At 71.1% G+C, this 16,787-nt stretch carries 17 protein-coding genes and 3 pseudogenes; 8 read left to right on the forward strand and 12 right to left on the reverse strand.

What is annotated here, in order from left to right; translation table 11 throughout:
- Positions 1-587: 587 nt before the first annotated feature.
- Positions 588-668, reverse strand: a pseudogene (locus tag O7606_RS27070) (PIN domain nuclease); the annotation flags it as partial.
- Positions 665-920, reverse strand: a pseudogene (locus O7606_RS27075) (type II toxin-antitoxin system prevent-host-death family antitoxin). The pseudogenes O7606_RS27075 and O7606_RS27070, both read right to left, overlap by 4 nt.
- Positions 921-1,131: 211 nt before the next feature.
- Here O7606_RS27075 and O7606_RS27695 point away from each other — a divergent pair.
- Both O7606_RS27695 and O7606_RS27080 read left to right on the forward strand, forming a co-directional pair.
- Positions 1,132-1,239 (forward strand): annotated as a pseudogene (locus tag O7606_RS27695) (prevent-host-death family protein); the annotation flags it as partial.
- Positions 1,240-1,288: 49 nt separating this feature from the next.
- The gene (locus tag O7606_RS27080) at positions 1,289-1,450 is read left to right on the forward strand and encodes a type II toxin-antitoxin system RelE/ParE family toxin (RefSeq protein WP_281599904.1); all 162 of its coding nucleotides are present in this window, start codon (positions 1,289-1,291) and stop codon (positions 1,448-1,450) included.
- 340 nt (positions 1,451-1,790) lie between these two features.
- On the opposite strand, the gene O7606_RS27085 is transcribed toward O7606_RS27080, so the two are convergent.
- Positions 1,791-2,201 carry a RidA family protein gene (locus O7606_RS27085; protein WP_281596812.1) on the reverse strand — a complete coding sequence of 137 codons (411 nt, stop codon included), beginning with the start codon at positions 2,199-2,201 and terminating at the stop codon, positions 1,791-1,793.
- 60 nt (positions 2,202-2,261) lie between these two features.
- Entirely contained in the window at positions 2,262-4,679 is a 2,418-nt protein-coding gene (locus O7606_RS27090; RefSeq protein ID WP_281596813.1) for a LuxR C-terminal-related transcriptional regulator, read from the reverse strand.
- Positions 4,680-4,901: 222 nt separating this feature from the next.
- Between O7606_RS27090 and O7606_RS27095 the strand changes: the two genes are divergently transcribed.
- Positions 4,902-5,291, forward strand: coding sequence for a rhodanese-like domain-containing protein (locus tag O7606_RS27095; RefSeq protein WP_281596814.1), 390 nt, complete (start codon positions 4,902-4,904; stop codon positions 5,289-5,291).
- A 278-nt stretch (positions 5,292-5,569) separates the two neighbouring features.
- Here the strand turns inward: O7606_RS27095 and O7606_RS27100 are convergent, their stop codons facing one another.
- Positions 5,570-5,947 (reverse strand): hypothetical protein, encoded by a 378-nt coding sequence (locus tag O7606_RS27100; protein ID WP_281596815.1) that lies wholly within the window; start codon positions 5,945-5,947, stop codon positions 5,570-5,572.
- Positions 5,948-6,106: 159 nt separating this feature from the next.
- The gene (locus O7606_RS27105) at positions 6,107-6,868 is read right to left on the reverse strand and encodes an SDR family oxidoreductase (RefSeq protein ID WP_281596816.1); all 762 of its coding nucleotides are present in this window, start codon (positions 6,866-6,868) and stop codon (positions 6,107-6,109) included.
- Positions 6,869-6,969: 101 nt separating this feature from the next.
- Here O7606_RS27105 and O7606_RS27110 point away from each other — a divergent pair, with 101 nt between their 5' ends.
- Together O7606_RS27110 and O7606_RS27115 are read left to right on the forward strand one after the other, a co-directional pair.
- Positions 6,970-7,806: a helix-turn-helix transcriptional regulator gene (locus O7606_RS27110; protein ID WP_281596817.1), complete on the forward strand. Its 837-nt coding sequence runs from the start codon at positions 6,970-6,972 to the stop codon at positions 7,804-7,806.
- Between the two features lie 214 nt (positions 7,807-8,020).
- A complete protein-coding gene (locus O7606_RS27115) occupies positions 8,021-8,962 on the forward strand; it encodes a hypothetical protein (protein WP_281596818.1) in 942 nt (313 codons plus the stop codon).
- Between the two features lie 111 nt (positions 8,963-9,073).
- On the opposite strand, the gene O7606_RS27120 is transcribed toward O7606_RS27115, so the two are convergent.
- From O7606_RS27120 to O7606_RS27135, 4 genes are all read right to left on the reverse strand, one after another.
- Positions 9,074-9,523 (reverse strand): helix-turn-helix domain-containing protein, encoded by a 450-nt coding sequence (locus tag O7606_RS27120; protein WP_281596819.1) that lies wholly within the window; start codon positions 9,521-9,523, stop codon positions 9,074-9,076.
- 99 nt (positions 9,524-9,622) lie between these two features.
- Positions 9,623-10,117, reverse strand: coding sequence for a TetR/AcrR family transcriptional regulator C-terminal domain-containing protein (locus O7606_RS27125; protein WP_281596820.1), 495 nt, complete (start codon positions 10,115-10,117; stop codon positions 9,623-9,625).
- 206 nt (positions 10,118-10,323) lie between these two features.
- A complete protein-coding gene (locus O7606_RS27130; protein ID WP_281596821.1) occupies positions 10,324-10,842 on the reverse strand; it encodes a GNAT family N-acetyltransferase in 519 nt (172 codons plus the stop codon).
- A 55-nt stretch (positions 10,843-10,897) separates the two neighbouring features.
- Complete coding sequence (locus tag O7606_RS27135) at positions 10,898-11,146, reverse strand: GntR family transcriptional regulator (protein WP_281596823.1); 249 nt, start codon at positions 11,144-11,146, stop codon at positions 10,898-10,900.
- A gap of 160 nt (positions 11,147-11,306) precedes the next feature.
- On the opposite strand from O7606_RS27135, the gene O7606_RS27140 reads away from it, so the two are divergent.
- From O7606_RS27140 to O7606_RS27150, 3 genes are all read left to right on the forward strand, one after another.
- Positions 11,307-11,756 carry a helix-turn-helix transcriptional regulator gene (locus tag O7606_RS27140; protein WP_281596824.1) on the forward strand — a complete coding sequence of 150 codons (450 nt, stop codon included), beginning with the start codon at positions 11,307-11,309 and terminating at the stop codon, positions 11,754-11,756.
- Between the two features lie 5 nt (positions 11,757-11,761).
- The gene (locus O7606_RS27145; RefSeq protein WP_281596825.1) at positions 11,762-12,172 is read left to right on the forward strand and encodes a VOC family protein; all 411 of its coding nucleotides are present in this window, start codon (positions 11,762-11,764) and stop codon (positions 12,170-12,172) included.
- Positions 12,173-12,235: 63 nt separating this feature from the next.
- The gene (locus O7606_RS27150) at positions 12,236-14,611 is read left to right on the forward strand and encodes an excinuclease ABC subunit UvrA (protein ID WP_281596826.1); all 2,376 of its coding nucleotides are present in this window, start codon (positions 12,236-12,238) and stop codon (positions 14,609-14,611) included.
- 161 nt (positions 14,612-14,772) lie between these two features.
- Here O7606_RS27150 and O7606_RS27155 read toward each other — a convergent pair whose 3' ends face one another.
- Entirely contained in the window at positions 14,773-15,417 is a 645-nt protein-coding gene (locus tag O7606_RS27155; protein WP_281596827.1) for a response regulator transcription factor, read from the reverse strand.
- Positions 15,418-15,460: 43 nt separating this feature from the next.
- A complete protein-coding gene (locus O7606_RS27160; RefSeq protein WP_281596828.1) occupies positions 15,461-16,717 on the reverse strand; it encodes a histidine kinase in 1,257 nt (418 codons plus the stop codon).
- Positions 16,718-16,787: the final 70 nt, after the last annotated feature.

A 16,787-nucleotide genomic window follows, 5' to 3' on the forward strand; every position in this document is an offset into this window, starting at 1 on the left:
CGTGGTTGCGGTGCCGTGGAGTCCGGGTCTCCTGGACCAGGACCGGCTCCTACCCGAGACGGGCCTGGGGCGGGTTCCTCTCGGGTGATATTGGTCCGGCATGCTCGATTTACGCCTGTCGAGAAATCCGTCGTTACCACTTGTCAATCGACGGCGATACAATCGATCGGATTTGATCCGGCCTATCGAAGGGGTGCTTATGTCCAAACTTGTTCGGCTGTTCGTGGCGGCTGCCGCCCTCGCGTTCGCCTTCGCCGGCGCCCAACTGGCGTTGGCGTCGGAGCCCTCCAGCGACGTTGTCGCGTCCTGCGCTATCCCGCCTCGGGGGTGCCACAGCTGACCTGCGCTCCTGCGCCCATCGCTCGGCTCGCGGCGGCGGGTGGCACCTCGCTCGAGATGCCACCCGCCGTCCAGCGGGGGTAGCAGGCGACGTGCCCGCAGCTAGCGTGCGTGGTCGGGTTCAGCCGGCGAACCGAGGCTGCTTCCAACGACAGCGGCGGATCACCGGCGATGGTCGCCGGTTGGTTCGGATTATGGTGCCTCCGCCCCACCCGAAACGGATACCCAAGCGGAGGGATCGGGAGCCGCCGATCGAGGAACTCGTCGCCGAGGGTCGGGTCGCCTGTGATGGCCCACAGCGCGACATGTGTGTCCAGCAGCAGGGTCATGCGCCGATGCCGAAGTCGCCGGCGATCTCGGCGTTAGGTCTGGGGTGAGTCCCAGTCGCCGGAGAGATCCAACTGGCCGGCGAGGGAGCCGACTGCGGTGCGGTTGGCTCGCCGCACCAGCGGCACGACCTTCGCCACCGGAGTGCCGGCCCGATCGATGATGATCTCCTCGCCGTGTTCCGCCCGTTCGATGATGCGCGACAGGTGGGTCTTGGCATCGTGCATGTTGTAGTGCACGGCCTCAGCTGACATGACGCGTCCTCCTCGGTTAGCTAACAGCTAAGCCTGCCTGATCCGTTGTCGTCACGGATCCGTAGGCCGCCGGCCTGGCCGGGCCGGCGGGTGCCGGCGCTCGGCCACGGCGGCGCCAGGTTCGGGGAACCTGGGCGGCAAGGGGCGGCGGAGCGAGATCGGACAGCCATGGGCCCTCCGGGGCGTCGGTTGCTGGTCCGGACGCTCAACGATGCTGATCTCGGTGGCCGGGTACGAGTCGATGCGGAAGACGTTGGACCTGCTGTCCGACGACGAGACCCTCGCGGACCTGCGCCAGTCGCGGGAGGATTTCGCGGCGGACCTGCCGCTGGAGGTGGCGGTCGCGGCGAGGGACCATCCAGCGGGCGATCGCGGTCAACCCCTACCGGGGCAAGCCTCTCGACGAACCCTTCGACGGTTTCCGCTCTGCCCGGCGCGGCACGTACCGGATCGTCTGCCGGATCAACGAGGCGAAACGAGTCGTGGAGATCCATTCGATCCGCCACCGGCGCGACGCCTACCGTCGGTAGGACACCTTCCAGGAGCGGGTCAGGCCCGGGCGGGCCGCCGCTGGGGGCACGACGACGTGACTCCTCAGCTGGGATAGCAGCGCTGCGAGCTGGCTGGTGTATCGGATCAGCAAGGACGACGTCGAGTTCATCGCCTGCCGTTACCACTACGGTGACCGGTAGCGGACCGGAATCAGGGGCGTCGGTCGTCCGGCCACGGAACCTCGGGACGCGCGGATTGAGGGTTTCCAGCGGAAGCGGGTCACTGGGGTGGTGTACGACTGCCCGACGAGGAGATCCGCTACGTCCGCACGTCCCGTTCCGTACCCGCCAGAGTGGGGAGGAGCCGCATCGGTGTGCGTTACGGGACCTCGGGAAGGGCTGCGGTCACGTCCAACTCGACCCGTTGCCCGGTGAAGCCGAGCTGCGCCACCCCGAGCAGAGTGCTGGCGGTCGTGAACGCGGCCGCAAGTGGCGAGGCCAGTAGACGTCGCCAGACTCGGGCGAGCACAGTTTGATCGTCGCTGACAACGTAGACCACGGTGCGGACGACATGCTCCGGGCCGGCACCGACTGATCGGAGAGCGGCCAGTGCGTTCTTGGCGATCTGGTCGACTTGGGCGTCGACATCGTCGCGCCCTACCAGGGCTCCGTCTGCATCCAGAGGGCACTGTCCGGCAAGGTAGGCGGTGCGCCCGGCCGGAACGACCGTGACGTGGTGGTACCCCGGCGTGGAGTGAAGGCCTTCGGGGTTGGAGCGGGTGATGGTCATGAGGCGCAGCATTCCGGAACGGCGGATCGGCGTCGCCGGATTTTCCACAGGCACGGCGAGCTAGGTGCCCCATCCGGGTAGGAGGTTTGCTGGGGTGGAGGCGCGTCCCTCGGACATCGCCGGCTCGAACGACTCGCCGAGTCTGTTCCGCAGGAGCGATGACAGGTGTTCGGCGTCCAGCACGGGACGACGGCCGGGGTCGAGTTGCCCGGCCACCCCCTCCGCGCAGCCGAGCAGAAGGGCGGCACGGTGAGGGTCGCCGCCTGCTAGTGCACACTCGGCAAGCAGTCGCAGGCCCTGTGCGATCTCACGTCTGTCTCCGGTGCTCCGCGCGATCCGTACGCTGTCGGCAAGGTTCTCGGCGGCGACGTCGTACGCGCCCGCGTGGAGCGCCGCCACGCCCACTCCGTTGAGGCATCGACTCAGGCAGCGAAGATCGCCGATCCTACGGAACTCGGGCAGCAGCGTCTCGAACGCCGCGCCGGCTGCTGCGGGACGCCCGCGAAGCTGTTCGAGCCGTGCCAGGCAGACCTCCGCGTGCAGCCTCTCGTGATTGCTCTGGGTCGACTCGGCGAGGTCGCGGGCTTCCGTCAGCCATGTCTCGACGTCATCGGGTCGGGAGCCCACGTCGATGCATCGGGAGGCCATCTGGATGAGGCAGTTGCTGCGCTTCACCAGGTCGCCGATCCGCCCGAACGTGTCAGCCGCCTGCCGGAGATGTTCGAGGGTGTCGTCGAGATCGCGTCCCGCGAGGGCCAGGCCCTCGAGACTGAAGGCGAGATGCCAGTCGTCTCCGTGGCCACGGAACTCGTCCACCGCCCGGTGGAACTGCTCGCGAGCCGGCCCGGCTTGTCCGTCGTACATCAGGGCCCAGCCCACCGCCATGGTGGCCAGGGACCGCGTGTGCTCACCCAGTGCGAGCCCCGCTGCCAGTTCCACGCCTTGTCGGGCTGTTTCGAGCGCTGCTCCGGTGTCCTGGTAGCACCGGAGCAACGATGCGGTCACGGCAGCCTGCACGCCGAGGCGGGAGGGGGGCAGCGGATGCTCGAGCAGGCGGTCCAGCCAGTCGAAGAGCTCACCGCGGGCGCCGAGGATCTCCCAGCCGGTGCCGACCCCGGAGACGAACGTCCAGGCCGCGTCCAGGTTCCCCGTGTCGAGCGCCCAGCGCACCGCCACCCGGACATCGGGCCACCGCTGCTCGAACCAGTGCAGGGCTCCGGCCTGGTCCCTGCCCTGAAGATCCGCCAGCCGTGCGGGGCCACCCCGCAGGTGGTGGACGGCATGACGCTCTCGCAGAGCGGCCAGACCGCCACGCTCCTCCAGGCGGGAGTGGGCGAAGTGGCGGATGCTGTCCAGCAGGCGGTACTCGCTGGCTCGCCCGTCCCGCCGGCTCGACAGCAGGGAGCGGTCCAGAAGACGCGGGAAGACGCGGACCACGTCGTCGTGGGTGACGGTCGGCGGGTCGGACACGACCGCGTCAGCGGTGTCGAAGTCGAAGCTGCCGGGAAACACCGAGCACCGTTCGAAGAGCACCCGCTCCTCCTCGTCGAGCAACTCGTAGCTCCAGCGGATAGCGGCCTCCAGGGTGCGGTGCCGGCCAGTCGCGCCTCGGCCGGTGCCGGCCAGGAGCGCGAAGCGGTCCTGCAGGCGCACGGACAGCTCACTGGGTGAGAAGGCGCGAAGCCGAGCGGCGGCGAGTTCGATGGCCAGCGGTAGGCCGTCCAGCTTTCGGCAGATCGCCGCGACGTCGTCGGAGTTCCTGTCGTCGAGGGTGAAGCCGGGGAGTGCCCTGGCGGCCCGGTCCGTGAAGAGCCGCTCGGCCTCCGAGGGTTGCAGGGGCGCGACATCGTAGAGAGCCTCTCCGGCCACGCCGAGGGGAGCGTGTCCGGTGGCGAGCACATGCAGGCTGGTACACGTCCCGAGCAACTCGTCCAGCAGTCGCGACGTCGACTCCGCCACGTGCTCGCAGTTGTCGACGAGCAACCAGTGATCACCGTGTGCGAGCACGTCGCGCAGTTGCGACAGCAGCCGGCGTTCGTCCGCGGCGATCCCAAGGCTGTCGGCGAAGACCCGCGTCACCGGATCGTCCGGGGCAGCGCTCGCCAGGTCGACCAGCACCCACGTTGCCGGGTGTGGCAGCGTGCCCGCGACGTGAAGGGCCAACCTGGTCTTGCCCACCCCCGGCGGCCCGGTGAGCGTGACGAGCCGATGCCGTTGGACAAGCGAGGTGACCTGAACCGTCTCCCGCGCTCGACCGACGAACGACGACAACGGCTGGCGAAGGACACCGCGACGGCGCACAGCCAACTCGTCGGCGGCATCGACGAGCATTCGCCGGCGCGTCACCCCGAGCTTGCGTAACAGTGACGAGACGTGGCTCTCCACGGTGCGCTCCGACACGTGCAGCGCTTCCGCGATCTCCCGGTTCTGCAGCCGTCCGCCGACCAGCCGGAGGACGTCGGCCTCCCGCCTCGTCACACCGGCCGCTCGAAGCCTGCTAGGGACCTGTTCCGCATCGGGCACCCACCAAGGATCAGGGACCGGCTTCCCGGGGTCCACCTCCGACCCGGGTTCGAGTTTCCGTACTGGTTTCCGTACTGAGCACGGATGTGGCAGGCGACGAGGCGCGCTCGAATGGGTCGAGACCAACGAGCACGGCCGGCGCCACCTCAGGGCGCGGCCATCGCCAAGGAGGACGGCATGACCCGCACTGTTCAGCAGTTGGTGGCTCAAGCGAAGAGCGAGGTGCGGAACCTCTCGGTCGACGAGGTGGCGCAGCACCTGGAGTCCGGTGCCGTACGGCTCGTCGACATCCGAGAGCCCGAGGAGGTGGTGCGGGACGGCGCCATCCCGGGTGCTGTCCTGGCCCCACGCGGCATGTTGGAGTTCTGGGCCGACCCCTCCAGCGCATACCACCGTGCCGAGTTCGATCCGAACTCCAGGACCATCCTCTACTGCGCATCCGGTGGCCGGTCCGCGCTCGCGGCGCAGAGCCTGCAGCTTCTCGGGTACACCGATGTTGCTCACCTCGACGGCGGCCTCAAGGGCTGGAAGCAGCAGGGTCGCCCCGTCACCTTCCAACAGAGCTGACCCGGAAGCCAGCCACCCGACCTCGGAGAGGGACAACACGATCAAGAAGATCGCCGCCCTCGTCACGGCCCTGCTTGTCGCGCCCGCAGGGCCTGCCCTCGCCCACGACCAGACCATCGTGCCACCCGGGTTCGACTCGCCTGTGGTGTCCGGAGGAGTCGTCGGCTTCTCACCGCCGTACGGCATCTGCTGACCGCACGCAGGCACATGCTCGCGTCACCGGCCGCACGGCCCGGATGGCGTCGGGCCGTGCGTGCACTGAGGTCCGACGCCGAAGGTTACGACGAGGGACGTGGCCGGAAACCGGAGCAGAGGATCCGCAGGTAGGAGAGCCGCCCGGCGCTGACCCGGTAGTACGCCTGCTGCTCGACGACCTGCGGCCCGCTGTCATTGGTGACGTCGAACCGATAGCCGACGCGTTTCACGTCTGCGAGGTCCTCGCCGCGTTCGAGCCGCGTGATCGCCTCGATGTGGTCCGTCTCCTCGAACCAGTGGTCGAAGAGGATCTCCGCCACCTCTGCGGGCGACCCCGCCTCCCAGTACCGGCCGGGGGTGAGGCCGCGGAAGTTGACATCGGGGCTCAGGAGGGCCTGGAGGGGCAAGCGGTCGCGCTCGGCGATCGCCCGTACGAAGCGCTCAGCCGGATCACCGCTCATCGCGGTCCCACACCGGTACGCATGACCTCGCGATCTCCCTCCTTCAGGGGCACCGACCAGGTGGTGCTACCACGACTCGGGATGGTCGTGGCAGCTGGGTTGACTGCTGTCTCCGCGTGGTGATCAGCCTTGTCGTCGGTGGGCCGGCGTGGCCGACCTTCAGGCGGACCGGGTCGCCGTGATGCCTCCGTCGACGGCGATCTCCGCGCCGTGGAGGTAGCTGGCGTGCCCCGAGAGCAGCCAGGCCACCGCGTCGGCGGTTTCCTCGGGGGTTCCGGGGCGTCCGGCAGGGGTGCCGGCGGTCATCCGAGCGATGACGTCGCTGTCGGAGGCGTTGATCGGGGTGCGTGTCGCCCCGGGGGAGACGGTGTTGACCCGCACACCGCGGGGACCGAACTCCGCGGCCCAGCTACGGGCGAGTTGGATCTCGGCGGCCTTGGTCGCGGAGTACAGCCCGACGAAGGGATGCCCGACATGTGCCATCCAGGAACCGATGACGACGATCGCTCCGTGGCCACGTTCGGCCATCGGCGGGGCCAGCGCAGCGGTCAGGACGTGGGGAGCACGGACGTTGACCGCGAGCGTGGCCTCCAGGTCGGTGTCGGTGAGGCTCACCGTGTCGACGGCCGGGCACAGGGCGGCGTTGTGGACCACGGCGTCCAGTCGCCCGTCGGCGGCCTCGATGGCGGCACGGGCGAAGTTCCGCAGCGCCTCGGGTGGCTGGGTCAGGTCGGACGGGACGAAGACGGCGTGTCCGCCGCTGCCGTCGATGTCGGCGACGACGGCGGCGCCGCGGACCTGATCGCGGCCGGTGACGACGACGCGCCATCCCTGCCCGGCCAGGGCCCGGGCGGTGGCGGCGCCGATGCCGCTGGTGGAGCCGGTGATCAGGACGGTGCGGGTCTGCTCGGTGAAGGTCATGCCCACCACCTCACCGCGGGCGCGCGCCGGGCGCCAGGACGCGCCCTGCCTGGTCACCTCATGACCAGGTTCGCGTCGCGGTCTGCTCCTACACTCGATGGGTGCCTGTCGACCGTGTTGCCCTGGGGGCGTTCCTGCGCTCCCGGCGCGACCGCCTGACCCCTGCCCAGGCCGGCATCGAGGCGTTCCCCGGCCCGCGGCGGGTACCGGGTCTACGCAAGGAGGAACTCGCCGTGCTCGCCGGGTTGAGTACGGACCACTACAGCCGCCTGGAACAGGGACGCCAGCACACCGTCACCGACGAGGTGGTGCGGGCGTTGTCGCGGGCGCTGCGGTTGGACGAGATCGAACGCGCCCACCTGCGGGATCTGGCCGCCCCGGCCGCGCGCCGGCGGTGGGCGGGTCCGGAGGTCGCTCAACGGCCCGACCCGGGCATGCTGCGCCTGATGGCAGCGCTCGACCACGTTCCGGTGTTGCTGTTGGGGCGCCGTGCGCAGGTGCTGGCGCGCAACGGGCTGTTGAGCGCGGTCCTGGGGTCTGCCCTGGAGCCGGGGTCGTCGTTCGCGCGGTGGCTGTTCCTGGAGCCCGACGCGCGGGCGCGGATCGTGAACTGGGCCGACTTCGCCGCCGCGGCGGTCGGGGCGCTGCGCTACGAGGCGGGACGCCACCCCGACGATCGCCGACTCGTCGACATGGTGCAGGAGTTGCGCCGCGGCGATCCCGACGTCGCGCGGTGGTGGGACGACCAGCGGGTCACCTTCCGCACCTCGCTGACCAAGCAGTTGGCCCACCCGACGGCCGGGCCGCTCAGCTTCGGCATCGAGTCGGTCGTCGGGCCGCACGATCCCGAGCAACGCCTGGTCGTCTACACCGTCGAACCCGACTCGCCCACGGCGCGGGTCCTGCCCATGCTCGCCAGTTGGACGGCCGTGCCGTAGCTGGGCAAAGCGAGTGGTGACGGGCGGCCGTGTGCGGTCGGACGGCGGCGCGCTCGCCGCGGGCGCGGGTGACCCGGTTCGGCGGCACGGCCTCCTCGCCTGCGATACGGAGCACATGGCGGGCGTTGTTGACCGTCCTGCGCGTGCGGAATAGCCTAACTTCGATGGACTCCGGAGCGTCCGGCCTCGGGTCGTCGACGTACGGGGGAGCAACATGCGAATTGGTAGACGTCTGTCCGTTTTCAGCGCGGTCATCCTCGGCCTTCTGGTCCTTTCCGGACAACCAGCCCAGGCGGCCTACTACAACACCTACACCACCCTGGCCACCCTGCCCGACACCAGCGGGGCCACCGGGGTGCAGGGCTTCGCCGCCGGCGCCACCTACCTCTACTCGGTGAAGGCCCGCACGGCCAACGACCTTTCCGCCATCTACCGCGTCCACAAGAGCACCGGCGCGCGGGTGCAGATGACGAACGGCACCAACAACACGACGACCAACACCTGGCTCGGGCACGGCAACGACATCACCATCGTCGACATCGACGAACAGCATCACATGTTCATCGTCACGATGAACGAGACCGGCGCGCAGCTCGTGAAGCTCCGCTACGAGGGCACCACCTACTACTACGTCGGCTCGTACCAGGTGCAGCTCAACGGGGCCCCGTTGACGGTGTCCGGCATCAACCGGGTCTCGGTCACCAGCTCCACGATCACGTTCATGTTCAAGAAGGGCCGGACGATCTACAACGGCAGCCTGCCGCTGCGCGCCAACTCCGGCACGATCACGCTGACCAAGGCGTTCGACCTCCAGGTCGAGGGCGCTCTGGTCAACGGCGCCGTGGTGCCGGACCTGACCGACTTCACCAACCAGGGGTTCTTCTACGACGAGAACCGGCAGGTCCTCTACTACCCGCTGACCAAGGACAACCGCAGCATCGTGCTCGTCTACCGGAACGTGTCACCGGCGACGACCGGGACCGCGCCCGCGGCCACCGATCTCTCCTTCCGCATCACGTCCTCGGCGTACCCGGTCCAGTTCGAGATCGAAGGCGTCGGGCTCAGCGACGGCAGGCTGTACTTCAACACGAACCGCCGAAGCTCCACCGAGGCCTCCGACGGGGTCCACGTGTTCGACGGTTACGTCGCGTCCTGACGTACCCGACGTGAGGGACCGCCGTGGCCCGGACGCCGGGTCACGGCGCTCCCCGTCCGACCTGATCTTCCCGCCCGGGTACGCCGTGAGGCCGCCCGTCAGGTCGGGGCGTCAGCCGGGCGGGCGGGCCGTGTCGTACCGCTCGCGACTGGCGCGCACCTCGTCCAGGTGCGCCTCGGCCCACTCCTTGACGCCGCGCACCACCCGGTGGAGCGAGAGACCGAGGTCGGTCAGCTCGTAGGTGACCGTCACCGGCACGGTCGGCGTCACGGTGCGGATGACCAGACCGTCGCGTTCGAGGGAGCGCAGCGTCTGGGTGAGCATCTTCTGGCTGATCCCGGTCAGCCTGCGGGCCAGCTCGGAGTACCGCATCGCCGGTGGGGCGTCGGCACGGTCGTGCCCGGGGCGGCCCGGGCCGTCGCTGCCCAGCGCGGCAAGGACCAGCGCGACCCACTTGTCGGAGATCCGGTCGAGTAGCTGGCGGCTGGGGCAGCTGGCCAGGAACGCGTCGTACTCGGCCCGCGCCTGGGCGCGCTGCTGGGCCGCGGTGCGGGTGGGCATCGCCTGCGCTCCTTCCTGCTTTGGTGGTCTACGCACTTCCAGGTGCCTACTTCCCATGGGGAAGTTACCCGACCACGCCACCCGAGCACGCCACCGCGTTCACCGGGGAGTGACGCCGCTGCGGGCGCGTTCCAGGCCGTCGAAGAGCAGGTCGAGGGTGAACTCGAACTCGGTCTGGCTGTCGCACCAGCCGAGCGTGGGATCGGCGGCGTCGTGGGTCTCGGCGGCCACCATCGCCGCCAGGTGGGGAAGCTGCTCGGCCAGCGCGGCCAGTTGGGCCTCCGCCGCGTCGGCGTCGACCTCGTCGCCGGCTGCCGGCTGGAAGATCTCCTGGGCGAAGCCGAGCGCCAGGCTGCCGAACGCGTGCAGCGCCCGGTGGGCGATCCGGTACGAGAAGCCGCCCTCGACCAGGGTGGCGAGGATGCCCTCGTAGTAGCCGTACACCGAGGAGGGAACGCCCGGCCGGGAGCTGACCAGCGCGGGCGCCCATGGATGCCGCAGCATGACCGTACGCGCGGCGAGGAAACGCCGCCGCAACCGGGTGGGCCAGTCGTCGCCGGCCGTGTCCGCCCCGGCGTGGCCGGCTGCCGCCACGATCTCGGCGACGACGGCGTCGACGAGGCCGTCGAGCAGCCCTTCCTTGCCGGCCCGCGCCCCGCGCCGGGATCGTCGGTGACCTGCTGGTGGTCCCCGCCACGGTGGGCGAGTTCTGGATCCTCGGGTACCTGATCGTCTTCGGCGTCCGGAGGCGGGCGCTCCCGACCCCGCCGCCCAACTCCGCGATCGGGGATGCCCGGCGGTCAGGCCAGATTTTCGGCCCGGACGGCGCGCTCGTCTCCGGTGGCCAGGGTGAGCACGTGCCGCAGCCCGGGACGTCCGTCAAGTGACACCTCGCCGGCGGGGGTGAATCCGACGCGCCGCAGCACCGCCAGCGACGCGGCGTTGTCCAGGGTGGTGGCGGCGGTCAGCCGGCGCAGCCCGTACGTCTCACGGGCGAGCGCGGCCATCCGCCGTACGCCGTCGGTGGCGACCCCGCGCCCGGCGGCCCGCCGCGCCACCCGGTAACCCAGCTCGGCCTCGCCGCCCGCGACGTCGACCAGGTTGAACCGGCCCAGCACCTCCGCGTCGTCGACCAGGAGGTGGAAGTGGCACCGACCGGTGGTCTGCTCGGCGAGGAGCGCGGCGTGCCGGGCGGCGAAGTCGGCGAAGTAGTCGTCACCCCGGTCCGGCACCGAGCGCGCGAACCAGGCACGGTTCTCCTGCTCGAACGCCAGCAGCGCGTCGGCGTGCTCGGCGGCGAGCCGTACGAGGGCGGGCACCGGCGCAGCCTAACGCGACGTCCGACGGGCCGGGTCGATTCGGCCCCGGCCGTCGCTACTTCTCCGTCGGCTGTGGTTTGGCGACGACGTACGTGCCGCGACCCACGACGGTCACCACCAGACCGCGTTCCCGGAGCAGTTGGATCGTCTTGCGGGCGGTGCCCCGGGCGACGCCGTACTCCTGGACGAGCTGGTTCTCCGAGGGGATCGGACGGTTCGGGAGCAGCTCACCGGCCCCGATGCGCGCCTCGACAGCGTCAGCCACCTGCACGTACAGCGGTGTCGGGCCGTCATGGTCGATCACATTCCTGACCATCGCACCTGATGGGGCATCGCGATCCGCAAAGGGTAACCATGCACAGGAACGGGCAAGGCCGGATCGCGAAGTTGGATCGGCGCAGGAACAGGGCACTTGATTCACGCCGTGCTGGGCGATCCCCGCTCCGGGTGGCACGATCGGGCGGGTGACCGGCAGACCCGACCTGGCCGAGCGGCTGCGTGAGCTGGCCCGGCTGCGCCGCGTCCGGGACCGCATCGACCGCGAGTACGCGCAGCCGCTGAACGTCGAGGCGCTGGCCCGGGGCGAGCACATGTCCGCCGGGCACCTCAGCCGCCGGTTCCGCGCCGTCTACGGCGAGTCGCCGTACGCGTACCTGATGACCCGGCGGATCGAACGCGCGATGGCGCTGCTGCGCCGGGGCGACCTCAGCGTCACCGAGGTCTGTTTCGCGGTGGGGTGTTCCTCCCTGGGCACCTTCAGCACCCGGTTCACCGAGCTGGTCGGGGTGCCGCCGAGCGCCTACCGGGCCCGGACGGCGCACCTGACCGCCGAGCCGCCCCCGTGCCTGACCAAGCAGGTGACCCGACCGATCAGGAATCGAGAAGCCGGCCGTACTCCGCCGCACCTAGCCTGAGCAGCATGAACGTCATCATTCACTACGCTTTCCTCCCGCACACCGACGCGGGCGCCGCCCTGGGGTTCTACCGGGACGCGCTCGGCTTCGAGGTCCGCAACGACGTCGGCTACGAGGGGATGCGCTGGCTGACCGTCGGGCCGACCGGCCAGCCGGGCACGGCCATCGTGCTGCACCCGCCGGCCACCGATCCGGGCATCACCGACGACGAACGGCGTACCATCCTGGAACTGATCGCCAAGGGGAGTTACACGGCGATCACCCTGGCCACCGACGACCTCGACGGCCTCTTCGACCGGGTGCAGGCCAGCGGCGCCGACGTGGTCCAGGAGCCGACCGAGCAGCCGTACGGGGTGCGCGACTGCGCGTTCCGCGACCCGGCCGGCAACCTGGTCCGGATCAACGAGCTGCGCTGAGCCGGCCGGCAACCGCGGGGACCGACCTGACGGCGGACCCGCCCACCGAAGGACGGAGACACGATGAGCACGACCAGCGGGGCGGACCGGCACGTGGCGGACAGCCACGACCTGATCCGGGTGCAGGGCGCGCGGGAGAACAACCTCAAGGACGTCGACGTCGAGCTGCCGAAGCGCCGGCTGACCGTGTTCACCGGGGTCTCCGGCTCCGGCAAGAGCTCGTTGGTGTTCGGCACCATCGCCGCCGAGTCCCAACGGATGATCAACGAGACGTACAGCGCGTTCGTGCAGGGGTTCATGCCGACCCTCGCCCGGCCGGACGTGGACGTGCTGGACGGCATCACCACCGCGATCATCGTCGACCAGGAGCGGATGGGTGGCAACGTCCGCTCCACGGTCGGCACCGCCACCGACGCCAACGCGATGCTGCGCATCCTGTTCAGCCGGCTCGGCGAGCCGTACGTGGGCCCGTCGAACGCGTTCTCCTTCAACGTCCCCTCGGTCCGCTCCAGCGGCACCATCACCGTCGAGCGCGGCGCCGACGTCACGGCCGAACGGCGGACGTTCACCCGGGCCGGCGGCATGTGCCCACGGTGTGAGGGGACGGGCGCGGTCACCGACTTCGACCGGACCCAGTTGTACGACGACAGCAAGTCGCTCAACGAGGGCGCGCTCACCATCCCCGGCTACAGCGTCGACGGCTGGTACGGCCGCATCTTCGCCGGCTCCGGCTTCCTCGACCCGGACAAGCCGATCCGCGAGTACACCGAGAAGGAACTGCGCGACCTGCTGTACCGGGAGGCGACCCGGATCAAGGTCGACAACGTCAACGTGACGTACGAGGGCCTGATCCCGAAGATCCAGAAGTCGTTCCTGGCCAAGGACGTGGACAGCCTGCAACCGCACGTCCGCGCCTTCGTGGAACGGGCGGTCACCTTCACCACCTGCCCGGACTGCGCCGGCACCCGGCTCAACGAGACGGCCCGCTCGGCCCGGATCCGGGGCCGCACCATCGCCGACCTGTGCGCCATGCAGATCAGCGACCTGGCCGACTGGATCCGTGACCTGGACGAGCCGTCGGTGGCCCCGCTGCTCGGCAAGCTGCGGCACACCCTCGACTCGTTCGTGGAGATCGGGCTCGGTTACCTCTCGCTGGACCGGCCCTCGGGCACCCTCTCCGGCGGGGAGGCCCAGCGCACCAAGATGATCCGGCACCTCGGGTCGTCGCTGACCGACGTCACCTACGTCTTCGACGAGCCGACGATCGGCCTGCACCCGCACGACATCCAGCGGATGAACGACCTGCTGCTGCGGCTGCGGGACAAGGGCAACACGGTGCTGGTCGTGGAGCACAAGCCGGAGACCATCGCGATCGCCGACCACGTGGTCGACCTCGGCCCCGGCGCGGGCACGGCCGGCGGCGCGGTCTGCTTCGAGGGCACCGTCGAGGGGCTACGGGCCAGCGGCACCCTGACCGGCCGGCACCTCGACGACCGGGCCACCCTCAAACCGACCGTCCGTACGCCCACCGGCGCGCTGGAGATCCGCGGCGCGAACGCGCACAACCTGCGTGACGTCGACGTGGACATTCCGCTGGGGGTGCTGGTCGTGGTCACCGGCGTCGCCGGCTCCGGCAAGAGCTCCCTGGTGCACGGCTCGATCCCGGCCGGCGCCGGGGTGGTGTCGATCGACCAGGGCGCGATCCGGGGCTCGCGGCGCAGCAACCCGGCCACGTACACCGGCCTGCTCGACCCGATCCGCAAGGCGTTCGCCAAGGCCAACGGGGTGAAGCCGGCCCTGTTCAGCGCCAACTCCGAGGGCGCCTGCCCCACCTGCAACGGCGCGGGCGTGATCTACACCGACCTGGCGGTGATGGCCGGCGTCGCCACCACCTGCGAGGACTGCGCGGGCAAGCGGTTCCAGCCGGCGGTGCTGGAGTACCACCTCGGCGGGCGGGACATCAGCGAGGTGCTCGCCATGTCGGTCACCGAGGCCGAGGAGTTCTTCGGCACGGGCGCGGCGCGCACCCCGGCCGCGCACGCCGTCCTGCGCCGGCTCGCCGACGTCGGGCTCGGCTACCTCAGCCTCGGGCAGCCGCTCACCACCCTCTCCGGCGGCGAGCGGCAGCGGCTCAGGCTGGCCACCCACATGGCCGCCAGCGGCGGCGTGTACGTCCTCGACGAGCCGACCACCGGCCTGCACCTGGCCGACGTCGCGCAGTTGCTCGGGCTGCTCGACCGGCTGGTCGACGCCGGCAAGTCGGTGATCGTCATCGAGCACCACCAGGCGGTGATGGCGCACGCCGACTGGATCATTGACCTCGGTCCCGGGGCCGGGCACGACGGCGGGCGGGTCGTCTTCGAGGGCACCCCCGCCGAGCTGGTCGCCGCCCGCTCCACCCGTACCGGCGAGCACCTCGCCGCCTACGTGGGCGGCTGACGCTCGTACCCGCCGCCCCCGGGGTCGGCCCGCGGCCCGCGGTAGCCGGAGCTGGCCGACCCCGGCGGCGGGCGTCATCATCGTCCGGCGTGCGTAACCGGGCGGCCCCGGGAACCCCCGGCCAGGGTAGGCCGGGGGTTCCGCTTTCCCCCCGACGCCGATCACCCGACCAGGCGGCGTTCCCACGCCCAGGCGGCGATCTCCACCCGGTTGCGGGCGACCAGCTTCGTCTGCACGCTGCCCAGGTGCGTCTTGACCGTGCCGACCGTGATGAACAGTCGGGCGGCGATCTCGGCGTTCGTCGCGCCCCGCGCCACCAGCCGCACCACCTCCAGCTCCCGCGGCGACAGGCCGGTCTGCGCCGGGTCGCCGCCGGCCGGTGGCGGGCTGAGTCGCCGCAGCAGCCGTACGGTGATCGACGGGCTGATCAGCGCGTCCCCGGCCACCGCCGCCCGCAGCGCCTCCACCAGCAGCGCCGGGCCGGAGTCCTTCAGCAGGAACCCGCACGCCCCGTCGCGCAGCGCCCGGTGCACGTACTCGTCGAGGTCGAAGGTGGTCACCACGACCACCCGCAGCGGGTCGGGCGCCTCGGGGCCGGCGAGCAGCCGCAACGCCGCCAACCCGTCCAGCCGGGGCATCCGGATGTCCAGCAGGACCACGTCGGGCCGAAGCCGGCGGGCCGCCTCGACCGCCTCGACGCCGTCGGCCGCCTCACCGACCAGCGTCATGTCCGGCTGCGCGTCGATGATCATGCCGAAGCCGGTCCGTACCATCGCCTGGTCGTCGGCCACCAGCACCCGGATCACCGGCCGTCCCTCCCGTCCGCCACCCACGCCCGCCGGACCCGCCTCACCGGCCGTCCCTCCCGCCGGGCAGCGGCAGCGCCAGATCCACGGTCCAGCCGCCGTCCACGCCCGGCCCGGCGGTCAGCCGGCCGCCGAGCGCCTCGGCCCGCTCGGTCAACCCGAGCAGCCCGAAACCGTCCCGGCTCCGGGTCCGCCCGGGGCGCGGGCCCGGCCCGTCGTCGGCCACCCGGACCAACAGCCAGTCCGGGGTACGGCTCACCCGCACGTCCGCGTGGCCCGCCCCGGTCGCGTGCTGGCGGACGTTGGTCAGCGCCTCCATCACCACCCGGTACGCCGAGGAGGTCACCTCGACCGGCAACCCGTCGAGGTCGCCCTCGGTGTGCAGGCGCGCCGGCACCGGGCCGGCGGCGGAGAAGTTCGCCACCAGCTCCGGCAGGTCGACCAACCCGGCCAGCGGCGTCACCGGCGCGTCGGACGTCCCGTCGGCCGGGTCCGGGCCGGGCGCCCCGTCCGGCCCGCGCAGCACGCCGACCATCCGGCGCATCGCCGTCATCGTCTCCGCCCCGGCCCGTTCGATCTGTTCCAACGCGACCACCGCCCGGGCCGGGTCCCGCTCGGCGACGTACCGGGCCCCCTGGGCCTGCACCACCATGCCGGTCACGTGGTGGGCGATGAAGTCGTGCAGGTCCCGGGCGAACTCGGCGCGCTGCTGCGCGCGTACCGTGGCGAGCTGCCGCTCCCGCGCGGTGGCCGCCATCCGGAAGTACATGCCGGCGGCGGCGCTGCCCGCCGCCAGCAGCGCGTAGACCGTCCCGAAGAACTGGTGGACGGTGGTGACCTCGACGCGCAGCGGCAGCGCCGACACGGCCACGCCGGTCGCGGCGACCAGGGCCAGCGCCGGGACCACCGGGGCCCGCCGGGCCAGCACGAAGACCACGCCGAGCAGACCGACCGACTCGGCCAGGCCCCAGAAGGTGGGGCTGCCGCGCGGCTCCCACCGGCCGAACAGGTCGGGCTGCGTGGTCACCAGGAACCGGCCGAGGGTGGTGGCCAGTGACCAGAGCACCAACACGGACGCGGCGACCACCAGCCGCCGGGAGCCCTGCCGCCAGGCCGACAACCACACCACCGCGGTCGCCACCGCCAGGCCGACGTGCCAGAGCCCGGCCAGCAGGCCGGCGTCGCCGCTGACCACGAAGATGCCGCTCTGCAGGACGTCGAACACGCCGAGCAGCGCCATCCCGGCCAGGGCCGTCGCCTGACCGGCCCGGCGTCCCCAGGCGTGCATCCGTTCCATCATCGCGCCACCACCGTATCGCCGTCCCGGCCGGCGGCGGATCTGCCGAAAGTCGGACCCGGGCGGCCCGGTT

The organism is Micromonospora sp. WMMD882 (assembly GCF_027497255.1).
GTDB lineage: Bacteria > Actinomycetota > Actinomycetes > Mycobacteriales > Micromonosporaceae > Micromonospora.

Coding starts and splice junctions, on each gene's coding strand:
- O7606_RS27145 (WP_281596825.1), top strand. CDS start 11,762: ATGAACGTCATCATTCACTACGCTTTCCTCCCGCACACCGACGCGGGC.
- O7606_RS27115 (WP_281596818.1), top strand. CDS start 8,021: ATGCGAATTGGTAGACGTCTGTCCGTTTTCAGCGCGGTCATCCTCGGC.
- O7606_RS27120 (WP_281596819.1), bottom strand. CDS start 9,523: ATGCCCACCCGCACCGCGGCCCAGCAGCGCGCCCAGGCGCGGGCCGAG.
- O7606_RS27150 (WP_281596826.1), top strand. CDS start 12,236: ATGAGCACGACCAGCGGGGCGGACCGGCACGTGGCGGACAGCCACGAC.
- O7606_RS27160 (WP_281596828.1), bottom strand. CDS start 16,717: ATGATGGAACGGATGCACGCCTGGGGACGCCGGGCCGGTCAGGCGACG.
- O7606_RS27100 (WP_281596815.1), bottom strand. CDS start 5,947: ATGAGCGGTGATCCGGCTGAGCGCTTCGTACGGGCGATCGCCGAGCGC.
- O7606_RS27085 (WP_281596812.1), bottom strand. CDS start 2,201: ATGACCATCACCCGCTCCAACCCCGAAGGCCTTCACTCCACGCCGGGG.
- O7606_RS27095 (WP_281596814.1), top strand. CDS start 4,902: ATGACCCGCACTGTTCAGCAGTTGGTGGCTCAAGCGAAGAGCGAGGTG.
- O7606_RS27105 (WP_281596816.1), bottom strand. CDS start 6,868: ATGACCTTCACCGAGCAGACCCGCACCGTCCTGATCACCGGCTCCACC.